Annotated in this window: 18 protein-coding genes; 9 read left to right on the top strand and 9 right to left on the bottom strand. The window is 44.1% G+C overall.

Translation table 11 applies throughout. From position 1 onward, the window contains the following. The 6 genes from BLQ60_RS05430 to BLQ60_RS05405 all read right to left on the bottom strand — a co-directional run bounded on the left by BLQ60_RS05430 (position 1) and on the right by BLQ60_RS05405 (position 9,379). Positions 1 to 3,177 (bottom strand): efflux RND transporter permease subunit, encoded by a 3,177-nt coding sequence (locus BLQ60_RS05430; protein ID WP_092617082.1) that lies wholly within the window; start codon positions 3,175 to 3,177, stop codon positions 1 to 3. A 13-nt stretch (positions 3,178 to 3,190) separates the two neighbouring features. Continuing rightward, a complete protein-coding gene (locus tag BLQ60_RS05425; protein ID WP_092617079.1) occupies positions 3,191 to 4,531 on the bottom strand; it encodes an efflux RND transporter periplasmic adaptor subunit in 1,341 nt (446 codons plus the stop codon). Between the two features lie 20 nt (positions 4,532 to 4,551). After that, the gene (locus tag BLQ60_RS05420; RefSeq protein WP_171259056.1) at positions 4,552 to 5,127 is read right to left on the bottom strand and encodes a phosphatase PAP2 family protein; all 576 of its coding nucleotides are present in this window, start codon (positions 5,125 to 5,127) and stop codon (positions 4,552 to 4,554) included. Positions 5,128 to 5,441: 314 nt separating this feature from the next. Beyond that, on the bottom strand, positions 5,442 to 6,428 hold the full coding sequence (locus tag BLQ60_RS05415; protein WP_092617073.1) for a malate dehydrogenase: 987 nt from the start codon (positions 6,426 to 6,428) through the stop codon (positions 5,442 to 5,444). A 271-nt stretch (positions 6,429 to 6,699) separates the two neighbouring features. Then, a complete protein-coding gene (locus tag BLQ60_RS05410; RefSeq protein WP_213030462.1) occupies positions 6,700 to 7,374 on the bottom strand; it encodes a ribonuclease T2 family protein in 675 nt (224 codons plus the stop codon). 16 nt (positions 7,375 to 7,390) lie between these two features. Then, a complete protein-coding gene (locus BLQ60_RS05405; RefSeq protein WP_092617070.1) occupies positions 7,391 to 9,379 on the bottom strand; it encodes a lytic transglycosylase domain-containing protein in 1,989 nt (662 codons plus the stop codon). A gap of 428 nt (positions 9,380 to 9,807) precedes the next feature. Between BLQ60_RS05405 and miaB the strand changes: the two genes are divergently transcribed. From miaB to BLQ60_RS05385, 4 genes are all read left to right on the top strand, one after another. Further along, positions 9,808 to 11,295 (top strand): tRNA (N6-isopentenyl adenosine(37)-C2)-methylthiotransferase MiaB, encoded by a 1,488-nt coding sequence (gene miaB, locus BLQ60_RS05400; protein WP_092617068.1) that lies wholly within the window; start codon positions 9,808 to 9,810, stop codon positions 11,293 to 11,295. A 76-nt stretch (positions 11,296 to 11,371) separates the two neighbouring features. After that, positions 11,372 to 12,508 carry a PhoH family protein gene (locus BLQ60_RS05395; protein ID WP_092617065.1) on the top strand — a complete coding sequence of 379 codons (1,137 nt, stop codon included), beginning with the start codon at positions 11,372 to 11,374 and terminating at the stop codon, positions 12,506 to 12,508. Then, entirely contained in the window at positions 12,498 to 12,974 is a 477-nt protein-coding gene (gene ybeY, locus BLQ60_RS05390; protein WP_092617062.1) for an rRNA maturation RNase YbeY, read from the top strand. Before BLQ60_RS05395 ends, ybeY begins: the two co-directional genes overlap by 11 nt. Before the next feature lie 29 nt (positions 12,975 to 13,003). After that, positions 13,004 to 13,294, top strand: a complete 291-nt coding sequence (locus tag BLQ60_RS05385) for an antibiotic biosynthesis monooxygenase family protein (protein ID WP_092617059.1) — start codon at positions 13,004 to 13,006, stop codon at positions 13,292 to 13,294. A gap of 97 nt (positions 13,295 to 13,391) precedes the next feature. Here BLQ60_RS05385 and BLQ60_RS05380 read toward each other — a convergent pair whose 3' ends face one another. From BLQ60_RS05380 to BLQ60_RS05370, 3 genes are all read right to left on the bottom strand, one after another. Next, entirely contained in the window at positions 13,392 to 15,731 is a 2,340-nt protein-coding gene (locus tag BLQ60_RS05380) for a Tex family protein (RefSeq protein WP_092617056.1), read from the bottom strand. Positions 15,732 to 15,824: 93 nt separating this feature from the next. Then, a complete protein-coding gene (locus BLQ60_RS05375) occupies positions 15,825 to 16,253 on the bottom strand; it encodes a hypothetical protein (protein WP_092617053.1) in 429 nt (142 codons plus the stop codon). Between the two features lie 69 nt (positions 16,254 to 16,322). Continuing rightward, complete coding sequence (locus tag BLQ60_RS05370; protein ID WP_171259053.1) at positions 16,323 to 16,742, bottom strand: BLUF domain-containing protein; 420 nt, start codon at positions 16,740 to 16,742, stop codon at positions 16,323 to 16,325. Between the two features lie 449 nt (positions 16,743 to 17,191). On the opposite strand from BLQ60_RS05370, the gene ompR reads away from it, so the two are divergent. From ompR to yfiB, 5 genes are all read left to right on the top strand, one after another. After that, entirely contained in the window at positions 17,192 to 17,953 is a 762-nt protein-coding gene (gene ompR / locus BLQ60_RS05360) for an osmolarity response regulator transcription factor OmpR (protein WP_092617044.1), read from the top strand. A gap of 26 nt (positions 17,954 to 17,979) precedes the next feature. Further along, positions 17,980 to 19,404: an ATP-binding protein gene (locus BLQ60_RS05355; RefSeq protein WP_092617041.1), complete on the top strand. Its 1,425-nt coding sequence runs from the start codon at positions 17,980 to 17,982 to the stop codon at positions 19,402 to 19,404. A gap of 211 nt (positions 19,405 to 19,615) precedes the next feature. Then, the gene (gene yfiR, locus BLQ60_RS05350; protein ID WP_092617038.1) at positions 19,616 to 20,119 is read left to right on the top strand and encodes a regulatory sequestration protein YfiR; all 504 of its coding nucleotides are present in this window, start codon (positions 19,616 to 19,618) and stop codon (positions 20,117 to 20,119) included. After that, a complete protein-coding gene (gene dgcN, locus BLQ60_RS05345) occupies positions 20,119 to 21,381 on the top strand; it encodes a diguanylate cyclase DgcN/YfiN (protein ID WP_092617035.1) in 1,263 nt (420 codons plus the stop codon). Before yfiR ends, dgcN begins: the two co-directional genes overlap by 1 nt. Continuing rightward, a complete protein-coding gene (gene yfiB / locus BLQ60_RS05340; RefSeq protein ID WP_092617032.1) occupies positions 21,365 to 21,841 on the top strand; it encodes an outer membrane lipoprotein YfiB in 477 nt (158 codons plus the stop codon). Before dgcN ends, yfiB begins: the two co-directional genes overlap by 17 nt. Positions 21,842 to 21,993: the final 152 nt, after the last annotated feature.

Raw genomic sequence — 21,993 nt, 5'->3', positions numbered from 1 at the left:
TTATTCCTGAGTTGTATTTGTTGCAGGTTTTGCTTTGTATTTAAACAAGCTACGCACGATGACATAGAATACTGGGATAAAGAATACGCCCAAGAAGGTCGAAGTCAATACACCACCCAACACCCCAAAGCCAACAGAATGCTGACTGCTTGCACCTGCACCACTAGAAAGAGCAAGTGGCAATACACCAAAACCAAAAGCCAATGTGGTCATGATGATCGGACGCAAACGCATTTTCGAAGCATGTACTGTCGCTTCAATCAGGTCTTGCCCTTGCTCTTGCAGCTCTTTGGCAAATTCCACGATCAAGATCGCATTCTTCGCCGACAAACCAATCACCGCAACCATTGCCACTTGGAAGTAGATGTTATTAGATAAGTTCGGATCACCTTTGATCATCATCGCCAACAAAGTCAAACCAACCGCACCCAAGATACCCAAAGGCACCACAAGCAGTACAGAGAACGGTACTGACCAGCTTTCATAGAGTGCAGCAAGACAGAAGAAGACGATCAAGAGTGACAAGGCATACAACTTACCACCCTGCCCACTGGTTTCCTGTTCTTCTAATGACAAGCCTGTCCACTCGACACCATAGCCTTCCATACCCATTTCAGGCAGTTTGTCTACGATCTCTTGCATGGCTTGCATTGCAACACCAGAGCTGACACCTGGCGCTGGACTACCTTGAAGATTGACAGAAGATACGCCGTTGTAACGCTCAAGACGTGGCGAACCATAGACCCACTCACCTGTTGCAAATGCGGAGAATGGAATCATCTCATTTTGATCATTACGCACATACCATTTGTTCAAGTCTTCAGGCATCATCCGAGCTTCAGACTCACCCTGAACATAAACCTTCTTCACACGTCCACGGTCGATAAAGTCATTCACATATGAACCACTCCATGCAATTCCCATGGTGCTATTAATGTCAGAGAAACTTAAACCCAATGCACCAGCTTGCGCTTGGTCGACATTGATTTTGTACTGTGGCGTATCTTCTTGACCGTTCGGACGCACACCTGTGAGGCGTTTGTCTTGTGCAGCCATACCAAGCACGGCGTTACGTGCATTCATCAACTCTTCATGTGTCTGACCATTAAGCGCCACCAACTGCATATCAAAACCAGAGGCAACGCCCAGTTCTGGCATCGATGGCAACTGAATCGGCATCACATAAGACGCTTCAGGAATCGTCGCATTCAGCGCCATAGAACGTTGAATGATCGAACCAATCTGCGACTCTTCCGAAGTTCGCTCTTCCCAATCCTTCAAGCGCACAAAACCAATACCCGCATTTTGCGCAATACCTGTGAACGAGAAACCAGCTACCGTAAAGATCGACTGTACATGGTCTTTTTCTTGACCGAGGTAGTAATCGGTCAATTTGGTATTCACATCAATGGTGCGATCCAATGAGGCATTCGGTGGCAACTGTACTAAACTGATAATAATCCCTTGGTCTTCATCAGGAATAAAGCCCGTAGGTAAAGTCTTATACGCAAAGAACAACGCACCACACACCACCACAAAACCAATCAATGGCAAAATCAAACGCTTGGTCAAAAATCCAACCGCTTTCGAATAGCGCTCAGAGAGGCGATCAAACCAATTGTTAAAGCCACGGAAGAAACGGGCAAAAATATTGTTGCTTGGCTTTTTGTTTGGATCATGCTGTTTGAGCAAAGTCGCACACAGCGCTGGTGTAAAGGTCAAAGCAACGATCAGTGACAAGCCCATCGCCGTCACCAAAGTCAACGCAAACTGACGATAAATCACCCCAGTCGTACCCGCAAAGAATGACATCGGAATAAATACCGCTGCCAATACCGTGGTAATACCCACCAATGCGCCAGTAATCTGACCCATCGATTTTTCAGTCGCTTGCACAGGCCCCGTATGATCTTCGGTCATGACCCGCTCGACGTTCTCGACCACAACGATGGCATCATCGACCAGAAGACCAATCGCCAAGACCATCGCAAACATTGTTAACGTGTTGATGGTAAAGCCAAACACATTAATCACAGCAAATGTACCCAATACCACCACAGGTACTGCAAGTGTAGGAATAATGGTTGCACGCCAGTTCTGTAGGAACAAGAACATCACGATAAATACCAATACCACGGCTTCAACCAAGGTGTGTACCACACTCTCGATCGACAACTTCACAAATGGCGTCGTATCGTAAGCAATATCATCCTTCAGCCCTTCAGGGAAATTTGGACGAAGTTCTTCGAGTTTCGCTTCGACAGCCTCAGCAGTATCCAGTGCATTGGCGCCTGTTGCCAATGTGATCGCAATACCACCAGCAGGCTTACCATTGTATTTGGAGTCAAACATATAGCTGTCTGAACCCAGCTCCACACGTGCCACATCTTTGATGCGTACTTGCGCACCATTACTGGCATTTTTTAGAAAGACATTGCCGAACTCTTCAGGCGTTTGCAAAAGCGTTTGTGCAGTCACAGTCGCATTGATTGCTTGTTCTTTGGTTGATGGCGCGCCACCAAGTTGACCGACTGCCACTTGCGCATTCTGTGCGGTCAGTGCTGCCGAAACATCTGATGGATTGAGCTGGAAACTTGCCATTTTGGCAGGGTCAAGCCAGATGCGCATCGCATAAGAGCCACCAAAGACCTGAATACTCCCCACACCCTGTACACGACTCAGTGGGTCAGCCAAGGTTGAGTTAACGAAATCTTTAATATCAGAGTCAGACAAAGAACCATCTTCTGAATAGAACGCAATCACGTTCAAGAAGCTACCGCCACCTTTACTGACGGTTACGCCTTGGCGCTGTACATCATCAGGTAGTAATGATGTTGCCACTTGCAATTTGTTTTGCACTTGGACTTGGGCAATATCTGGATCAACCCCTTGATTGAAGTTAACTTCGATGGTTGCTTGACCATTGTTAGCACTATTGGATGAGATGTAACGCAAGCCATCCAAACCATTCATTTCTTGTTCAATGATCTGGGTGACGGTGTTTTCAACGGTAGATGCCGAAGCACCTGGATAAGTTGCTGTAATGGTAATTTGTGGTGGCGCAATCGTTGGATACTGAGCAATCGGCATGCCTGTTAAGGTCATGATCCCTGCCAGCATAATGATCAGCGCAATCACCCATGCAAAGATGGGGCGATGAATAAAAAACTTAGCCATTTATGACCACCCCTTATGTATTTGAAGTAGCTGGTTGTTCAGTTTGTGCATTTTGCTTGGCTGGTGTCGCTGCTTCACCTTGTGACTGTGGTTTAGGCTGTGTCTGTGAATTAGGCTGAGCATCAGGCTTTTGAGCTGCACCTGTTGCTGCACCAGACGTTTGACCTGCGCCTGCTTGCGCTGGATTCGCATTATCTGCTTTTGGCTGATACGGCGATGGTTTCACATCTTGCCCTTCTTTCACTTTGGCCACGCCTTCGACAATGATTTTGTCACCAGTTTTTAAGCCTTTGGTGACGATCCACTGTTGATCTTTTAGCCCAGAGGTTTCAACGATACGTGTTTCCACTTTATTTTGCGCATTCACCACCATCACTTGTGCTTGACCTGTCGGTGTACGTGCTAGAGCAACTTGAGGAACCAAAAATGCATTTGGTACGATACCTTGCACAACCTCTGCTGTAGCAAACATACCTGGCAACAACAATTGATTTGGATTCGAGAATACAGCACGCAGTGTCACAGAACCTGTTTCAGGATCGACACTGGCATCAGAAAACGCCAAATTACCCTCGATCGGATAAGTGCTACCATCTTCAAGTTTAAGTTTGACTTTGGTATTGTTGCTACGATCTAGATTGCCATCTTTTAAGCCTTGGCGTAAGCGCAACAGCTCAGCACTAGACTGAGTAATATCCACATAGATTGGATCGAGTTGACGAATCGTCACCAATGGATCAGCTTGACTTGCAGAAACCAAGGCACCTGCCGTTACCGATGAACGACCTGTTTGACCAGAGATCGGCGCACGTACAGTCGAATAACCTAGGTTGATTTGCGCATCTTTTAATGAAGCACGTGCAGCAGCCAGATCAGCTTCTGCCAAACGTACTTGCGCAACCGCATCATCATACTCTTGCTTGGATACCGCATTGGTGCCCACCAACTGACGATAACGTCCTTCGGTGACACGTAGCGCATTCAGATTGGCTTGTGCACGACGTTCTGCCGCTTTGTAGTTATCTACACTGGCACGATTGGTACGATCATCAATCTCATACAATGCTTGTCCACGGCGCACATAGCTACCTTCTGTAAACAAGCGTTTTAAAATCACACCACTCGCCTGTGGACGCACTTCAGAAATTTCATACGCTGAAGTACGACCTGTCATTGCCACCACATTTTCAACACTTTGCGGCTGCGCAACAATCACTCCTACTGGTGTTGGCTGTGCTTGTTGAGCATTGGCACCTTGTGCCTGCTCAGCATCTTTACTACAACCGACCAAGGCCATTGTTACGGCTAAGGTACATGCACTGAGCACTGGCGCCCAACGTTTTGCCGTTTTCATTTATTCACCTCTAAGAAAGATTATTGATACCGCTGATTCAAATAAAATTTATTGATTAACCCAATGGAGAAAGACATCATCAAAATCGCAATGATCCACCCCGCCAAAACATCTGTTGCATAGTGTGCATTAATATAGATTCTAGACCATCCCATCAGCACAGCCCAAATCAGCGCAACACCCCAAACCCAATATTTCACCGTTTGATTTGAGCGAAATACCAATACCAACATGATTGCAAGCATTGCCGCATAGGCACTGTGTGCACTTGGAAAAGAACTGCCATAGGTCGCTACCGCAGACGGATCAACCGCCTCTGGTCGTGGTCGAGCAATCAACCACTTGAGTAACCACGTCATCCCTACTGTCAGAAAAAAACCCACAAGCAACTGCAATACCTGTGCCCGACGTCGCTGATAAATCAGCACAGCACAAAGTAAGCCAGCGATGAGCGATGTCCCATATAAACTACCCACATGGGCAAGGACGACCGCAGTATTCTTCAAAATGTCTACATCATAATGCTGGACCGACACAAGAAGATATTGATCAATAGCCGAATGTGGTGTAACCATGACAAAAACTGTCAGCACCATCAAAATCACAATAAGCAATATAAAAATCAATAACATATGAACTAAAAAACGATCTTGATGTACAAATTTTAAAGACAACTATGCCGAGTCAAAATTTACCAGATGCAAAGTGTACTGATGAGTACACTTATTTTCAAGCAATTCCCCTCCAAAATAACAAATAAATCTGACTAATTTTGTATATTTTATATTTTTTGCGAAATATTTTTTCTGTGTAGTAGACAAAAAAAATAGAGCGCTTTTTCAGCACCCTATCTTTATCTGACGTTGAACTGATGATTTTCAGCGCAACATCAATCATCCATTCATACGGATTATTTCACCATATCAGCAACTGCTGCACGCTCTTCTTCAAGTTCATTCAATGTGAAGTTAATACGTTCACGGCTGAATTCGTCGATTTCTAAACCTTGAACGATTTTGTATTCGCCATTTTCAGTGGTCACAGGGAAACCGAACATCACGCCTTCAGGGATACCGTAAGAACCGTCAGAAGGAATACCCATTGTTACCCATTTGCCGTTGGTGCCAAGCGCCCAATCACGCATGTGATCAATCGCAGCATTTGCAGCAGATGCAGCAGAAGACAATCCACGTGCTTCGATGATCGCCGCACCACGCTTACCAACGGTAGGAAGGAACACGTCTTTATTCCAAGCTGCATCGTTGATTTTGTCTTTTAAGCTCTCGCCATTTACGTTTGCAAAACGGTAATCTGCATACATGGTTGGAGAGTGGTTACCCCAAACGGTCATGTTTTCGATGTCAGCAACTGCAACACCTGCTTTTTGCGCAACTTGCGTCAAAGCACGGTTGTGATCAAGACGAAGCATTGCAGTGAAGTTTTTCGCTGGAAGATCTGGCGCAGATTTCATTGCGATATAGGCATTGGTATTTGCTGGGTTACCTACAACCAATACTTTCACGTCACGGCTCGCAACTTCGTTGAGTGCTTGACCTTGACCGATGAAGATTTCACCGTTGACTTTAAGCAAATCAGCACGTTCCATACCAGGACCACGCGGACGAGAACCAACTAACAATGCATAGTCTGCATCTTTGAATGCAACTTTAGGATCATCAGTACCAACCATGCCTGCCAACAATGGGAATGCACAGTCGTCTAATTCCATCATTACGCCTTTAAGCGCTTGTTGAGCTTTCTCAACTGGGATTTCAAGCAATTGTAAAATAACAGGTTGATCTTTACCTAGCATTTCACCGCTTGCGATACGGAATAATAAGCTATAACCAATTTGACCAGCTGCGCCTGTAACGGCAACACGAACAGGTTGCTTCATGTAATTATCTCCAATTGAGAGGTTCGTTCACACGGATTAAGAATTGACCAAAAATTGAATATTGGTCGTTTCTTGTTAATCTTAAATTTTATAAACCGCCAAGATTGTACTCCAATCAGACTAGGCTTGCATCTAAAAGACTCTCATTTTCAACAAAAGTCGTAATAAAAAGCATAAACGCCCAGTCACTTTTTTGACGCAAAATGTGTCACAGCGCCGATTAAAGATTCAAGCAACGCCGACAAAGACAAGAAGCAATCCAAATACGTGCTTAATAAGACCCCTGAATCAGCATATTCGATGGACAATTGGTCGTGTGCTGAATATGACAGGCTTGATATTGTCCATTGGTGCGGTAGCAAACCTTAACATCGGTCAGCACAGCGGCACGCCCACTCCCCGCACAGGTGAGTCGCAAACTGTTTTGATTCAAGCCTGAATTCATTTGATAAAAGCGATTTTCTAATTTTGAGCGATTGACTTTAATGGTGGTCGGCGAAGTCACCTCAGGAGGCACTTTGAGCTGTTCTGCATAGGTCACCAGCTTTCGGAAATACTGACTAGCATTCATCGAAACACAGCCACCGACCGAACGCCACAAACGGGCTTGCGCCGCTTCATCAGGAATCAAGCGCATCACCACACGGCGCTGTACAGGAGATAAGGTCGCCGAACTGGAAGTTTCACAGTTATTGATTTCCACGCCTTCAGGGAACAAACCAAGCACCGTTAATGAATACCCTTCCAAGCATTGCCGAGTACGCTTTTGCAATGGATCAATTTTACAAACTGCTGGTGATAGCTCGATATGCAAGATATAGCCTTTTGGCGGTGCTGCATAGAGTTGCTGTGTCCAACCGAACAAAAACAGCAAAATACCCGCACACCCAAGCCGTAGAAGTGCATTTTTATCAAGACTGAACTGATTCACACTGATCACATTCATACAACTATTCTATAACTCAGTACTGCTGGGGGACTGGGTACATCAATCGATTGATCGACTGATTGCCTTGTCCAAGCACCACACCATAATGCATGGCATTTTCCATGACGTGCTTGACATAATCTCGAGTTTCTAAGATCGGTACAGATTCGGCATATTGATCAGCATCGATCTTTTGCACATCAGGTTGCCAACGACGTGCTCGATTCGGCCCCGCATTATAGCCTGCTGTTGCCACCACAGGATGACCGCTGAGTTGACCTTGAATCATGCTGAGATAATAGGTGCCATAACGGATATTAGTATTCATATTCGACAGTGCGCCACTATTGTAGGGCTCGCCCATTTGTTTTGCGACCAAACGTGCCGTATCAGGCATAATCTGCATCAATCCACCCGCACCAACATGCGAACGTGCGCCAACATTAAAGCGACTCTCTTGACGCATCAAGCCATAAGCCCACGCAGGATTGATACTGACTGAATTACTATAATTGACTACAGTCGACTGATACGGGGTTGGATAGCGCAGATTATAATTATGCTTTTTCTCGGTACGATCGGCGGCATAAATCGCTCGATCATACCAGCCCATATCATTGGCACGTTTTGCCGCCGCCAAAATCAAACCATCATCATGTTGCAAATACGCCTGACGCACCGCCCAATTCCACTCACGATTGACATAATTGTCTGGCGCATCAATGTTACGCAGTGCAAACGCACGTTGGAAATGCACATCTTTGGCAAGCCGAGAATAATCACTACTGCTTGGCTGATAAGGTTGCGGAAAGCTGGTATAGGCTTGATTTAACCGAGCCTTGGCAAGCAAGCCATGATAATCATCTTGGGTGGCAATCCGCTGATAAACCTGCTGTGCATACGATTTACTCTTGCTATCGCCACGCTGTTCTGTGGCACGTGCCAACCAATACTGCCAGCGTGACTCTTGCTTTTGCTGATCGGTCATGGCATCAACCGCTCGAATCACCCCTTCCCATTTGCCAAAACGAATACTTTGCCGTGCGTAAATTTCCGCTTCTTCAGGGCTAAATGGATAGCCATAACTTTTATCAAAATAACTTGGCAAAATCGCATTAAAATTATTTTTCAGCACCGTTGTTCCGCCGATATACGCCACGGTGCGATACAGATATTTTTGCACATCTTCAGGCACACCTTGCGCCAGACGATCGACCATAGAAATCGCATTATTCAAATCACTGTCCGCCAAACGCCCCAATGCAAAAATCAAATAGGCATGATCTTGAGCGGTGGCTTTGGGTGCAGACCAGAGATAATTGATTGGATTGGCTGAAATTTGATTCATCTGAGCTAAAGACAGTGGCATGCCCATCTTGTTCGCCAAAGCAAATGCATGCCCAGAATTACCCGCACGAAGCATGGCAAATAAACGCTGTTGCTGATCCTTTTGTGTCATCAGCGGACTATCAAGCATGATTCTCGCCAGTCCAACACAAGATTCAGGCTGTGAATCTGTAGTCAGCCAGACTTTATTTTTAAATTCTGCTAAAACCAACGGATCGCCAGTGCGTGCTCGCACTTGTGCCACCGCACAGGCTTCGGCTTCATCAGCATTGCTCACATAGCCAACCACAGGCGATGCCGAAGCAAAATCTCCCGCACGGACTTTTTCTTCGACATAATCGGCGGATAACTTTTCTGCCATGGCAGATTGTGGGTAACGTTTTGCAAAAGAAACAATAGAAGAAGATGGTTGTAATGCTAAATTTTGATTGAGCTTCCAGTATTCTGGATAATAGGACAGTACACTGTCTTGCATGGCATATTGATATTGATCGAGTAATGCCGCATTGCCACTACTGCTGACCCGATAGGCTTCATTAAAGACCTCATCTGAGGCTTCCGCCACTGTCGCACCGCAGGTTGCAACAGCCGCAACCGCTAAACTGTGTAAAGATAATTTCCAAGTCGAACCATTCGGTTTTTTACTTGTCAAAAAATCTAAGCCAGTATTTCGCATGCATGAGGTCCTAAAACATTGAAAAAAAATATAAAAACAACAAGAAAAACCATGATTAAAAAGAGAAATTCTGATGAAAGAACGTCATCTTCACAACTGATCTATACGCTTGTGTACTTTGCTGTCGCCCAATAATTTACTTCACTGCCTTATTTTTTTTGAGTGAAGTCATTGCAAAGTTTCGATAGTTTAAATCAGCACACCCATTTTTTATTTAAGTGTTCTGTAACTTCTTGCCACTGATTCTTGATACTGGTTCTTGCCATTGCTTCGAGCCCAACTCAAAAAACCAGTTCACAAAAATCCAGCGCAGCTAAAGCACGAATCGCAATAAACTGCTAAAATATGCGCCTTTCGTTTTCAGTGTGGATTTTCGCAACGATTCGGCGTTCACATTTTGCGCATTATTTTAGAGGACTCAACCACTCATGACGGTTCAAACCTTCATTCCAACTGCACGTGCTGCCGCAGAAAAAACTGTATCCCAGCCATCGCATCCTGTTGATTTCGATCAAGCTAGTTTCGATCAAGCTGATCTCCAAGATACCTTGGTGAAAAAGCTCTACATCGAAACCCAAGGATGTCAGATGAATGAGTATGACAGTCATCGTATGGCAGATCTTCTCGGTGATTCGCATGGCTATGTGCTCACTACTGACCCGAGCGAAGCAGATATTCTACTGATGAATACTTGCTCAATCCGTGAAAAAGCCCAAGAAAAAGTCTTTAGCGAACTTGGTCGTTGGCGCAAACTCAAAGAGCAAAATCCTGATTTGATCATCGGGGTTGGTGGTTGTGTGGCATCACAAGAAGGCGACACTATTCAAAAGCGTGCACCATATGTCGATATGGTGTTTGGACCGCAGACCTTGCACCGTCTACCACAGATGCTCGATCAACATCATGAGCAGATCGAAAAGCCGAAATCTGAAAAAATCAAACTGGTGGATATTTCATTTCCAGATATTGAGAAATTTGACTTTTTACCTGAACCACGTGTTGAAGGCTTTAAAGCCTTTGTCTCGATCATGGAAGGCTGTTCAAAATATTGCTCATTCTGCGTGGTGCCATATACTCGTGGTGAAGAGGTTTCTCGTCCGCTGGATGATGTTTTGGCAGAAATTGCCACTTTAGCTGAAAAAGGTGTGCGTGAAGTCAATCTGCTTGGTCAGAACGTCAACGGCTATCGTGGTGAAACCTTTGAAGGTGAAATTTGCACTTTTGCCGAGTTAATTCGTCTAGTCGCAGCCATTCCAGGGATCGGGCGCATTCGTTATACCACATCACATCCGCTTGAGTTTTCTGAAGAGTTGATCGAATGCTATCGTGATTTACCGCAGATGGTTTCGCATTTACATCTTCCTGTGCAAAGTGGCTCGAATGATGTGCTCAAAGCCATGAAGCGCAATCACAGCATTGATGTCTATATTGATAAAATTGCCAAATTGCGTGCCATTCGTCCTGATATGCACCTCTCCAGTGACTTTATCATTGGCTTCCCAGGGGAAACCGATCAGAACTATCAAGAAACACTGCAATTCATCAAAGACCTAGATTTTGATCATTCTTATAGCTTTATCTATTCAAAACGCCCTGGTACGCCTGCGTCTGAATTGCCTGATAGTACGCCTGAACTGGTGAAAAAAGCCCGTCTGGCTGAAATTCAAAAAGTGATTAAGCAATCCAGCATTGATAAAACCGATGCCATGCTCGGTCGTATTGAACGTGTTCTGATCGAAAAAGTTTCTGATCACCAGCCAAATATGTTGGTGGGAACAGCAGACAATACACGTTTGGTCAGTTTTGAGGGTTCAGCGGACTGGATTGGTCAGTTTGCAAACATCGAGATCACTGAAATCAAAACTTTAAATTTTGTTTATGGAAAACTCTTGAATCTTGAGTCGGACGTGGCGTAATGTATAGGGTATGTTGAGTCGGCACAGATGTGCCCTCCAGCATCCCAGTCGTCATTCATCTCAAAAGGATTCTCATTTGACTGCCACCATTCGTCGTACAGTACAATTCGCAGGCATTCCATTAGAACAATTAAAAAGCATGTTGGGCGCATATAACGCCCACTTGCGACAGATCGAACAAAGACTCCAAACCAACATCTCGCATCGTGGCGACAGCTTTTTTATCGAAGGTGATATGCCTCAGGTAGAACGCACTGAAGCCATTTTGCAACGTCTTTTTGAAGAATCCGAAAGCACGCAAACCATCAGTGCAGACCAGCTTCACTTGATCATCCAAGGTAGCCAAACCGAACGTGACTTTGAACTGGTTGGCGAAGAACTTGATGAAGCACCGATGGATGTCTATTTACAAACCCGCAAAGGGCGCATCAATCCACGTGGCGCCAACCAAAGTCGTTATGTACAGCGTATTTTGCAAAGTGATATTTCTTTCGGTGTTGGTCCTGCAGGTACAGGGAAAACCTATCTTGCCGTCGCTGCTGCGGTAGACATGCTTGAACGCAACGAAATTCAACGTATTCTACTGGTGCGACCTGCGGTAGAAGCAGGTGAAAAACTCGGTTTCTTACCGGGTGATCTCACCCAAAAAATCGACCCATATTTGCGTCCACTTTACGATGCTTTATATGAAATGCTCGGCTTTGAAAAAGTCGCCAAACTGATTGAAAAACAAGTCATTGAAGTGGCACCACTTGCCTATATGCGTGGTCGTACACTGAATCATTCTTTTGTGATTTTGGATGAGGCGCAAAACACCACCCCCGAACAGATGAAAATGTTCCTGACCCGTCTTGGCTTCGGCTCTCGTGCCGTGATTACAGGCGATATTACCCAAGTCGATCTACCCCGTGGTCAGCAATCAGGTTTGGCGCAAGCCTTAAAAATCTTAGAAAAAATTGAAGAAATTCATATTACCCGCTTCCACTCTCGTGATGTGGTACGCCATCAATTGGTGCAAAAAATCGTCGAAGCCTATGATATTTTCGATGATCAGCAACAACGCATTAGTGCAGAAAAACGTGCCGAACGCAAAGCCTTACAAATGGCATTGATCGAAGCCAATGATTCTGCCGCCGATGCACAGCATCGATTAAAAACCAGCGAAAGCGCAGAAGAAGTCGAACGTACCGAGCGAGAGTCTAGTGAAAGTTAATCTCGCTCTACAACAAGATTTTAAAAGTCCCGAGCTTGTTTTAAATGAAGATGTGCTTGCAAAGATTATTGATACGACGCTTGTGCATTTAGATATGGATGAGCCGACGGAAATCGGTATTGCCTGTGTCGATCTTACAGAAAGTCACGAGTTAAATCTGCAATATCGAGGCAAAGACAAACCGACCAATGTGCTGTCTTTTCCAAGTGATATTCCTGAAGAAATTTTAGAAATGCTCGATGCTCGTCCACTGGGTGATTTGGTGATTTGCATTCCTGTTGTTTTACACGAAGCGCAGGAACAGCAAAAAACGTCGATCAATCATTTCACGCATATGTTGGTGCATGGCGTGCTACATCTACTCGGCTATGACCATGAGCTTGGAGATATTGAAGCAGAAGAAATGGAAAATTTGGAAATTGCGGTTTTAGCCAAACTCGATATTGCCAACCCTTATTTTGAATAATTTCTTCACTAAAACTGATGGAGAGCGATATGTATGTTGTGATCTTTAAAGCAACCATCAAACAATTGGATGCAGAATATTCACAATATGCCGAACGATTAAGGCAAAAAGCAATACAACAATATCATTGCCAAAAATTTGAAAGTTACACAGAAGGCGATCAAGAAATTGCCTTATCTTATTGGCGAAACTTAGAAGATATTCACGCTTGGAAAAAAGATACTGAACATCTTACCGCTCAAAGTATTGGGCAAGAGAAATGGTATGCAAATTATTCAGTAGAAGTTTGTCAAATCGCACAACAATATCACTCTCTATAAGAGATAAATAGCGGACATTCAATCACCACCTAAAAGAAAAAAATCCCCAACCAAGTAATAGGTAGGGGACTTTTTATAAGTGGAAATGTCTTCCCATTTATTTAGACTTCTTTACACCCGCTTGTAGCAAAAGCTCACCTAAGCCACCAATTTTTGCTGGTTGAGGTTTATTCTGCGGTTTTGCCTGCTTGTTTTGCGGACGTGACTTCTGTTCAGGACGATCATTGCGTGGTGAACGCTTTTGCTCACCTCTATGCTCTTGATTGGCACGTGCAGCTTTCGGATTGCTACTCGCCCCTTCTGCTTTCATACTCAAGTTGACACGATTACGTTCAACATCGACCTGTAAAACACGCACTTGTACGATTTGACCTGGTTTCACCACTTTATGCGGATCACTGACAAAGCTATTTGAAAGCTCTGAGATATGCACTAAACCATCTTGATGTACACCGACATCGACGAATGCACCGAAGTTGGTGACATTGGTGACCACACCTTCGAGCTTCATGCCTTCAGTGAGTTGCGCCACTTCGGTGATGTCTTCACGGAACTTCGCAGTGCGGAACTCTGGACGTGGATCACGACCTGGTTTCTCAAGCTCAGAAAGTACATCTTGTACCGTTGGCAAACCGTATTGATCATTCACGAAATTTGACGCATCAATGGTACTGATGATTTCACTATTGGCGATAATGTCTTGCACCGTGGTACTTTTGCTTTCTGCAATATTGGCAACCAAAGCATAGCTTTCAGGGTGCACCGCAGACGCATCAAGCGGTTGATCACCATCGAGAATACGCAAGAAACCTGCAGCCTGTTCAAAAGTACGCTCGCCCAGACGTGGCACTTTTTTCAACAACTCACGGTTTTCAAAACGACCATTGGTTTTACGATATTCTACGATTTGCTGTGCAATCGACTTATTCAGTCCTGCGATATAACCCAAAATTGCAGGCGATGCCGTATTCACATCCACACCGACCGCATTGACACAGTCTTCAACCACAGCATCAAGCGTCTTCGCCAAACCTGTTTGATTGACATCGTGCTGATATTGACCCACACCAATGGATTTTGGATCAATTTTGACTAATTCTGCCAATGGATCTTGCAATCGACGTGCAATCGACACTGCACCACGAATCGACACATCGAGTTCAGGCAATTCTTGCGCAGCCAATTCACTTGCAGAGTAGACCGATGCCCCTGCTTCACTCACGCTAACACGCGTCAGTTTTAAGTCTTCATTTTGGGCCATCATCTCTGCGATGACTGCTTCAGTTTCACGGCTTGCTGTACCATTACCCACAGCAACCAAATCTACTTCGAATTCACGGCAAAGACGAGCGAGTTCTGCAATTGAACCCACTTTATCTTCTTTCGGCGCAAATGGATAAATTGTGCTATGCGCCAATACATCACCAGACGCATTGACCACTGCTAACTTCACCCCTGTACGAATCCCTGGATCGACACCCAAAGTCGTACGTGAGCCAGCAGGTGCTGATAGTAATAAATGACGTAAATTTTCTGCAAAGACATCCATCGCTTCAGCTTCGGCAGCAAGGCGTTTTTCTGTCAGTAATGAGTGCTCAATACTCGGACGGACTTTGGCGAGCCAAAACAGTTTTGCCGTATGCTTTAAAAAGTCTTGACGTGCAGATGGCGCAACAGTTGCTAAATCATATTCTGCGTCGATACGTGCCAAAGCAGGCTCATCTTCACCATCAACTTTTAAACCCAAGACATTTTCTTGGCGACCACGAAGCATGGCGAGCAAGCGATGCGATGGGACTTTGTTTAAGTTTTCTGAAAATTCGAAATAATCACGGAATTTTTTGCCCACTTCTTTTTTCTCATCAGAAGCGACTGCGCTTTTTAGAACTGCAGTTTTGGCAAAAAGTTGTTTAAGCTCAGCAGTCAACGCAATATTTTGCGCCCATTCATCAATGATAATGTGTTGCACCGCATCCAGTTGACTATCAAGATCAGCATAGTCTTCATGACTAAAGCCAGCCAATGCGTCTTTGGGTTCAACTTCTGTCGTTAAGATTTTTTCTGCAAACTCACCCAAACCAGCTTCTTTGGCTTTGAATGACTTACTGGTACGTTTTGGGCGATACGGTGCGTAGATTTCTTCTAAAGCATTTTTAGTCTCTGCCGCATTGATTCGAGTCAACAAATCATCACTGAGTTTTTCTTGTTCTTTTAGCGATTCGATCACTTTGTCACGGCGCTCATACAAATCACGCAAATAATGTAAACGGGTATCCAACTGACGCAGTTGCGTATCATCTAGCCCTTGCGTTGCTTCTTTACGATAGCGTGCCACAAAAGGAACGGTAAGCCCTTCATCAAGCAAACGAATGGTCGCCTCTACTTGTTCTGGGCGAACGGTGAGTTCTTGAGCGATTTGCTGTGCTATTTCAGTCATTCAGCGGGATTCCAACACGATAGTTTTTAAAGTGCCCTGATTATAAAGTCCAAGATTAAAAAATCCACGCTTTTTTACATATTCGCCCTGAATTCATTTTGCTGTTGTATATTTGGTCTCACAAATTGGTACGGGGCTTTCTGTAGTTTTGCCTTTTAATAACACAATTTTTCCAAGTGCCATGGACGCACCTTTGGGTGCACCCCCACCATAGTTCGAGTGATAACTAATCTGACAAGATTGATAACCCGCTTTTTCAACCAACTCTGAAAAGCCCATCGCTGGCGCCTCCATCATCATGATCTCTTTGAGTAAAAAAGCATAGTAACGACGTTCAGGCAAAGTAAAGTACCCATTCTCATCACTATAACCCTCTCCAACCTTGACCTGTGCGATGGGCTGCTGCGCACGATCCACAATCTGCCCAGTCAACTCTGGGCGAGATAAGCGACTAATACATGCCGACAAACTTGCACAACAACACAGTAATACAAGCACTTTCAGCCATTGATTTAATCGCATCACTCACCGCTCCCTATACAATCAAAATCGGACAAAGCATCATTCCGACGATCATCCCGCAAACACAACCTAAACTTTCAGCAAATACGAAATAAAATCCTCAAGCCCTTGTTCTTGCAATATAAACGGATCAAATTCAGAAATGCCCCGATCATTAAAAAAGCCCAGCATTGCCTTATCATAAGGTGCATATTTCATATGCCACTGTCCAAACTTAACATCGCTAATTTCCGTCAAATCAAGTAGTTCCACCCCTGTATGTCGTGGATCTTTAGTGATTTTTTCATAAAACAGTGGATTCACAATCTCCGAATCCCCTTCCAAACATTGAAAAAATTTCCCACCGCCATAGTACAACACCCCATAGACCTGATGTCTTTGATTAAAATTTACCGCTTCAGTCAAAATATCCATTAAATCCTGACGTATTGCATTTTCTTCCTTGACGGTTTGGCTTGCATAGCACAAGCGTGTCAATGTATTCCCCATCCTCATTACTCCAAATAAAATATATAAAAATTTCTTTAAATAACAACAACCCATCAATGCATTGGTTGTTCTAAGTTACTGAACATCCTCCACCCTGATTCATTAGCAATACTATGCTTTTACAGCAATGTAAACAGCATAATGTAGAAAACAAAAAATCATATTTAAGTATTAGAGACACATTTTTAACCAAAACCCATGTCAAATATGTCAGTAACTACTGCCTTCACCCCACTTTCACATTGCCGTGTTACTCTGGTGCGGATGATGTTTGTTTTTAGTATCTATACTGCGCTTTTATTTGAGTTTTTTGGAAGATTCGAGCATAGTGTAGAAAATGAATTTAGCTTTATACTCAACATATTAAGTCTAGCCAATGATTCGGCTAATCAGATTGAAATGATGCTTGTATATCTTGAAATGATAAGCAATAACAAAAGGAGTACATCATGAGCTTAGTTGTACCAGCAGAAACCGAAGCACCACGCCCAGATTCAGATCGAGTGGATCGAATTTTGGTGGTGGATGATGATGTTCGCCTACGCACACTATTACAACGATTCTTAGAAGATAAAGGTTTTGTGGTCAAAACTGCACACGATGCCACGCAGATGGATCGTTTACTACAACGTGAATTATTTTCATTAATCGTTTTAGACTTCATGCTTCCTGTTGAAGATGGCTTGAGTATTTGTCGCCGCCTACGCACTTCGCACATTGATATTCCGATTATTATGCTCACCGCACGTGGTAGCGATTCTGATCGTATCGCAGGCTTAGAAGCTGGTGCGGATGATTATTTACCAAAACCATTTAATCCAAATGAATTGCTGGCACGTATTCGTGCAGTACTTCGTCGACAAGTGCGTGAAGTGCCAGGTGCGCCTAGTCAAAATTTGGAAGTGGTTAGCTTTGGACCTTGGTCGTTGGATTTATCTACTCGCACCTTGACCCGTGAAGGGCAAGTGGTAACTTTAACCACTGGCGAATTTGCGGTATTAAAAGCCTTAGTGCAACATCCTCGTGAACCATTAACTCGGGATAAGTTAATGAATCTTGCACGTGGTCGGGAATGGGGGGCTATGGAGCGATCAATTGACGTTCAAGTTTCTCGCTTACGTCGCTTGATCGAAGAAAATCCTGCACGAGCACGTTATATTCAAACAGTCTGGGGTGTGGGCTATGTCTTCGTTCCAGATGGCGCTGAATAATTTCCACACAAAGTATTCGTTAAACTATGCGCGCTGAAAATCTCGATCCAATCTCTCCTGAGTCTGTATTAGACCATGAGCAACCTTATAGAGAGCGCAAGCGCACCCCTTGGGAGCGCTTTTTAGACAAAATCAAACCTCGCTCGGCAGCGATGCGCACCACAGTATTGGTCTCTATTGTGGTGTTTTTTAGTTTATGGATGTCATTGTGGTTTTTTTGGCGCACGCTGTATTATCCTGAAATTAAACAACATGCCCGCTATCTTGGCGTGGAAATCGAACTGCTCAGCTATCGGGATGTCACGATTAGCTATCGGGAAAATTCAGTACAGCTCAACGACTGGCTCGGTGAGCGTCTTGGCATCGAGATAGTTAGCGATCCCAAGCAATTCCCCAATGTTCGAGAAAAATTGGTCGCCGAACTCTTTACTGATCGCATCGAAAAAGCACTTGCCGATGAATTAAACCTACCAACAGATGCGGTGACGGTATATTTTCAATTTAAACCCACGCCAAGCCTTTGGGTGCAGACGCCACAGTTAGGTGACCGCTGGTTAAAAGAGCCACTGCCGACCTATGCCAACTACAGCCCTGAGCTGTTAATTGGTTGGTTTTTTGGGATTCCCCTACTCACCATTGTGATCGTGCTCACTTTAGTGCGTCAACTCAACCGCCCTTTAAAACGCCTGCAAGTGGCAGCCACAAACTATACCAAAACAGGCAAAGCACCTTATCTTGAAATCAATCATGGGCCACTTGAGATTCGTCAAGTCAATCAATCCTTTAACCAAATGATCAGCAACTTACAACAGATCGAACAAGATCGAAAAATCATGATGGCAGGGATTTCTCATGACTTGCGCACACCACTGACTCGGATTCGTCTCAGCGCCGAGATGATGCCTGACGATGAGTTCTTAAAAGAAGGCTTGATCTATGATGTGGATGATATGGACGCCATTCTCGATCAGTTCATTTCGTATATGCGGGATGGTTCAGACGAGCCTTTGCAAGAGACTGACGTTAATGCGATTTTGCAAGAAGTGGTAATTCAATTCAAACCCTTAGATGTCCGCTTTGAGGCGAATGAACTCCCTTTGATTCAAGCCCATACCATGTCCTTAAAGCGAGTCATCGGCAATCTCGTCAATAATGCCAAACGCTATGGTGCTGAGCCAATCGAGCTTTCTGCACAGATGGTTGAGCAAGAGCTGATGATTCGTGTTGCTGATCATGGCGAAGGTATTCCTGAGTCACAGGTGCAAGCCCTGATGCAACCTTTTGTGCGTGGCGAAGCCGCACGCACCATACAAGGTAGCGGGCTTGGTTTGGCGATTGTGAAACGTATTGTCGATATTCATGAAGGTCACATCGACATTAAAAATCATGAACAAGGCGGTTTGGAAGTGTGTATTTATCTACCGACACAGCCTTCCGAACAATCCAAATAAATTCATAATTTTTCGTGATTCGGCTTTAATTGAGCATTTTAATTAAGCGACCGATCAATTTGCACCGATTAAACTTCGTCATGGTACGCTGACTGACTAGATACTGTACGTCCATAGATTATTTTGGTAAAATTCATCTCTTTTTCTACAATCTGTGATGGGTAGCATGATATTAAGCACAATGAGAAGGCGCTTTCACGCTTTCACGTTTATGCTGTGCCTATGCGCTATCCCCATAGCAGCACAGGCGGCGGAAGAGCATGCGGATGCCCTCGTCAATGGGATGATCAGCTATGTGCGCTGGAATCCCTCTGTGCAACAATTGAATTTTTGCATGGTCGATGGTCAAGCCAAATATTTGAGCAATGATATTTTTAATCCGCCATCGAGCCTCATCCGTCCCAACAATGTCAACGTCTCACATTACAGCGCAAGTGCACTGTTAAATAATGCCAATGCACTGAATCGTTGCCACATTTTATATTTCGTCAATAGCGCCGATCAGACTCAACAACGCATCATTAACGCCTCAAATAAGCAAGCATTGAGTATTTCTGAACAAAATCAGCAATGTGCGACTGGTAGCGCTTTTTGTCTCTATCGCAGTAATCAGCAATATCGCTTTAAAATCAACATGGACAGCCTAAAACAATCACACATTCAGATTGATTCCAAAGTGTTGCTCTTATCAAAAAAATATCAGGGAGCTGAATAATGAATTGGTTTGGTTCATCTTCAACCTCGCTCAAATCTTATTTTATTCGCTCACAACTGATTCTTTCTTTTATCATTTTATTGACCTGCATCATCGGTTTCACAGGCATTGCCAGCTATACATTCAAACGCTATTCGGAAGCCAACGTCAAAATCATTGCCGAATCTCTGGCTGAGCAACTACAAGCCTCGATCGTATTTGATGATCAAGTCAGCACCAATGAAATCATCAACGAATTTATTGAGCAGTATCCATTACAGTCGATTGAAGTGTTTACTCCAGAACATCACTCCATCTTTAAAGCGACCAAACCGACTGAAATTAATGACTCTGAGCTACTTGATCAAATCCATAAAGTGTTAATTACACAAAATCTAGGCTTGGCAGATATTCATCATAACGATCAAATTGTCGCTTATGTCTTGGTCAAAGTCAGCTTACGCCCACTGACTAACTTCATTAATCTGTTGATCGTGGTCTTCATGATCTGTATTTTGATTACCTTTGTGATCATTATTATCAGTAGTCGAATCAACTATTTACGCATAAATCGTGCACTCAACTCACTCACTGAAACCACTGCGCTCATTTCAGACCAGCGTGCCTTCCATTTAAGGGTATCGGCTGGAAAAATCAGTGAATTCAATAAAGTATCACAGCGCTTTAACGAACTTCTCGATGAAATTCAGAAGTGGGAACATCAGTTACAAGCCGAAAATACTTCACTGGAATATCAAGCACTGCATGACTCGCTCACCCATTTGCCTAATCGTGCTTTTTTCTACCAGCGTCTAGAGCAAATTTATGCACATCCTGAACTCAGCAAAAAGTCCGCACTATTATTCATAGACAATAATAATTTCAAACAGATCAATGATCAGTTTGGGCATCAAGCTGGCGATCATGTCTTGCAAGAAATGGCTCGACGGTTAAAATACAGCTTACGAGAAGATGATTTTATTGCTCGTCTTGGTGGTGACGAATTTGCAGTGATCTTGAGCAATATTGAACACGCCTCACAAGCCATCGTTGTGGCACAAAATCTCATTCAAACCACAGACCATAAAATTAAATTCAGCGATGAAATTATCCCCTATAGCTTTAGTATTGGGATTGCGCTGAGCAAATATATCGACACCTCAACCGAACTGGTACATCTTGCTGACCAAGCCATGTACCGTGCCAAAGAGAGCCTCACCCAGTGGGCAATCATCAAACACAAACCTCAGCCTACGGAGCCAAGCCATGAAACTCAGCATTAAACTGATCGGCATTTTAGTTTGTATCAGCCTATTAACTGCATGCGTCGGATTGGGCGGACTCAAGAAATCTCAGATCAAAGTGTTGCAAAAAGAAGGCTTTGTCTACTCTGATGAAGGCTGGCTGCTTGACCTCCCTTCACGCCTATTGTTCGCTACAGGTGAATACTTATTACAGCCTGCGCAAGAACAAACTATTGCGACATTGAGTAAAAAGCTCGAAAAAATCAAACTGGATAAGCTCATTATTCAAGGACATACCGATAATGTCGGTACTGAAGCCGCCAATCAACTATTATCAGAACAACGTGCTAAAAGTGTTGCTGATGTGACCTTTGCGAATGGCTTCCAACCTGAGAATGTCCAAGTGGTTGGCTACGGCTCAACCAAACCAACAGCAAGCAACGATACCGAAGAAGGACGCAGTGAAAATCGTCGAGTATCCGTCATCATTGCACCATAAACGAACTTTGACTCTCTCAACAAGATCATCACCAAAACCTCAACCCAAAAGAAAAAACGAAGCAGATCTGCTTCGTTTTTTTATTCGCACTACACATTTGCACTGAATTTTGACGAATTTTAGGCATAAAAAAAACCGCTTAAAGCGGATAA

The organism is Acinetobacter marinus (assembly GCF_900096915.1).
In the GTDB taxonomy this organism is placed as follows: Bacteria; Pseudomonadota; Gammaproteobacteria; order Pseudomonadales; family Moraxellaceae; genus Acinetobacter; species Acinetobacter marinus.
Note: the sequence above shows the minus strand (reverse complement) of the source record. Positions and strands in the feature narration are given on the sequence as shown.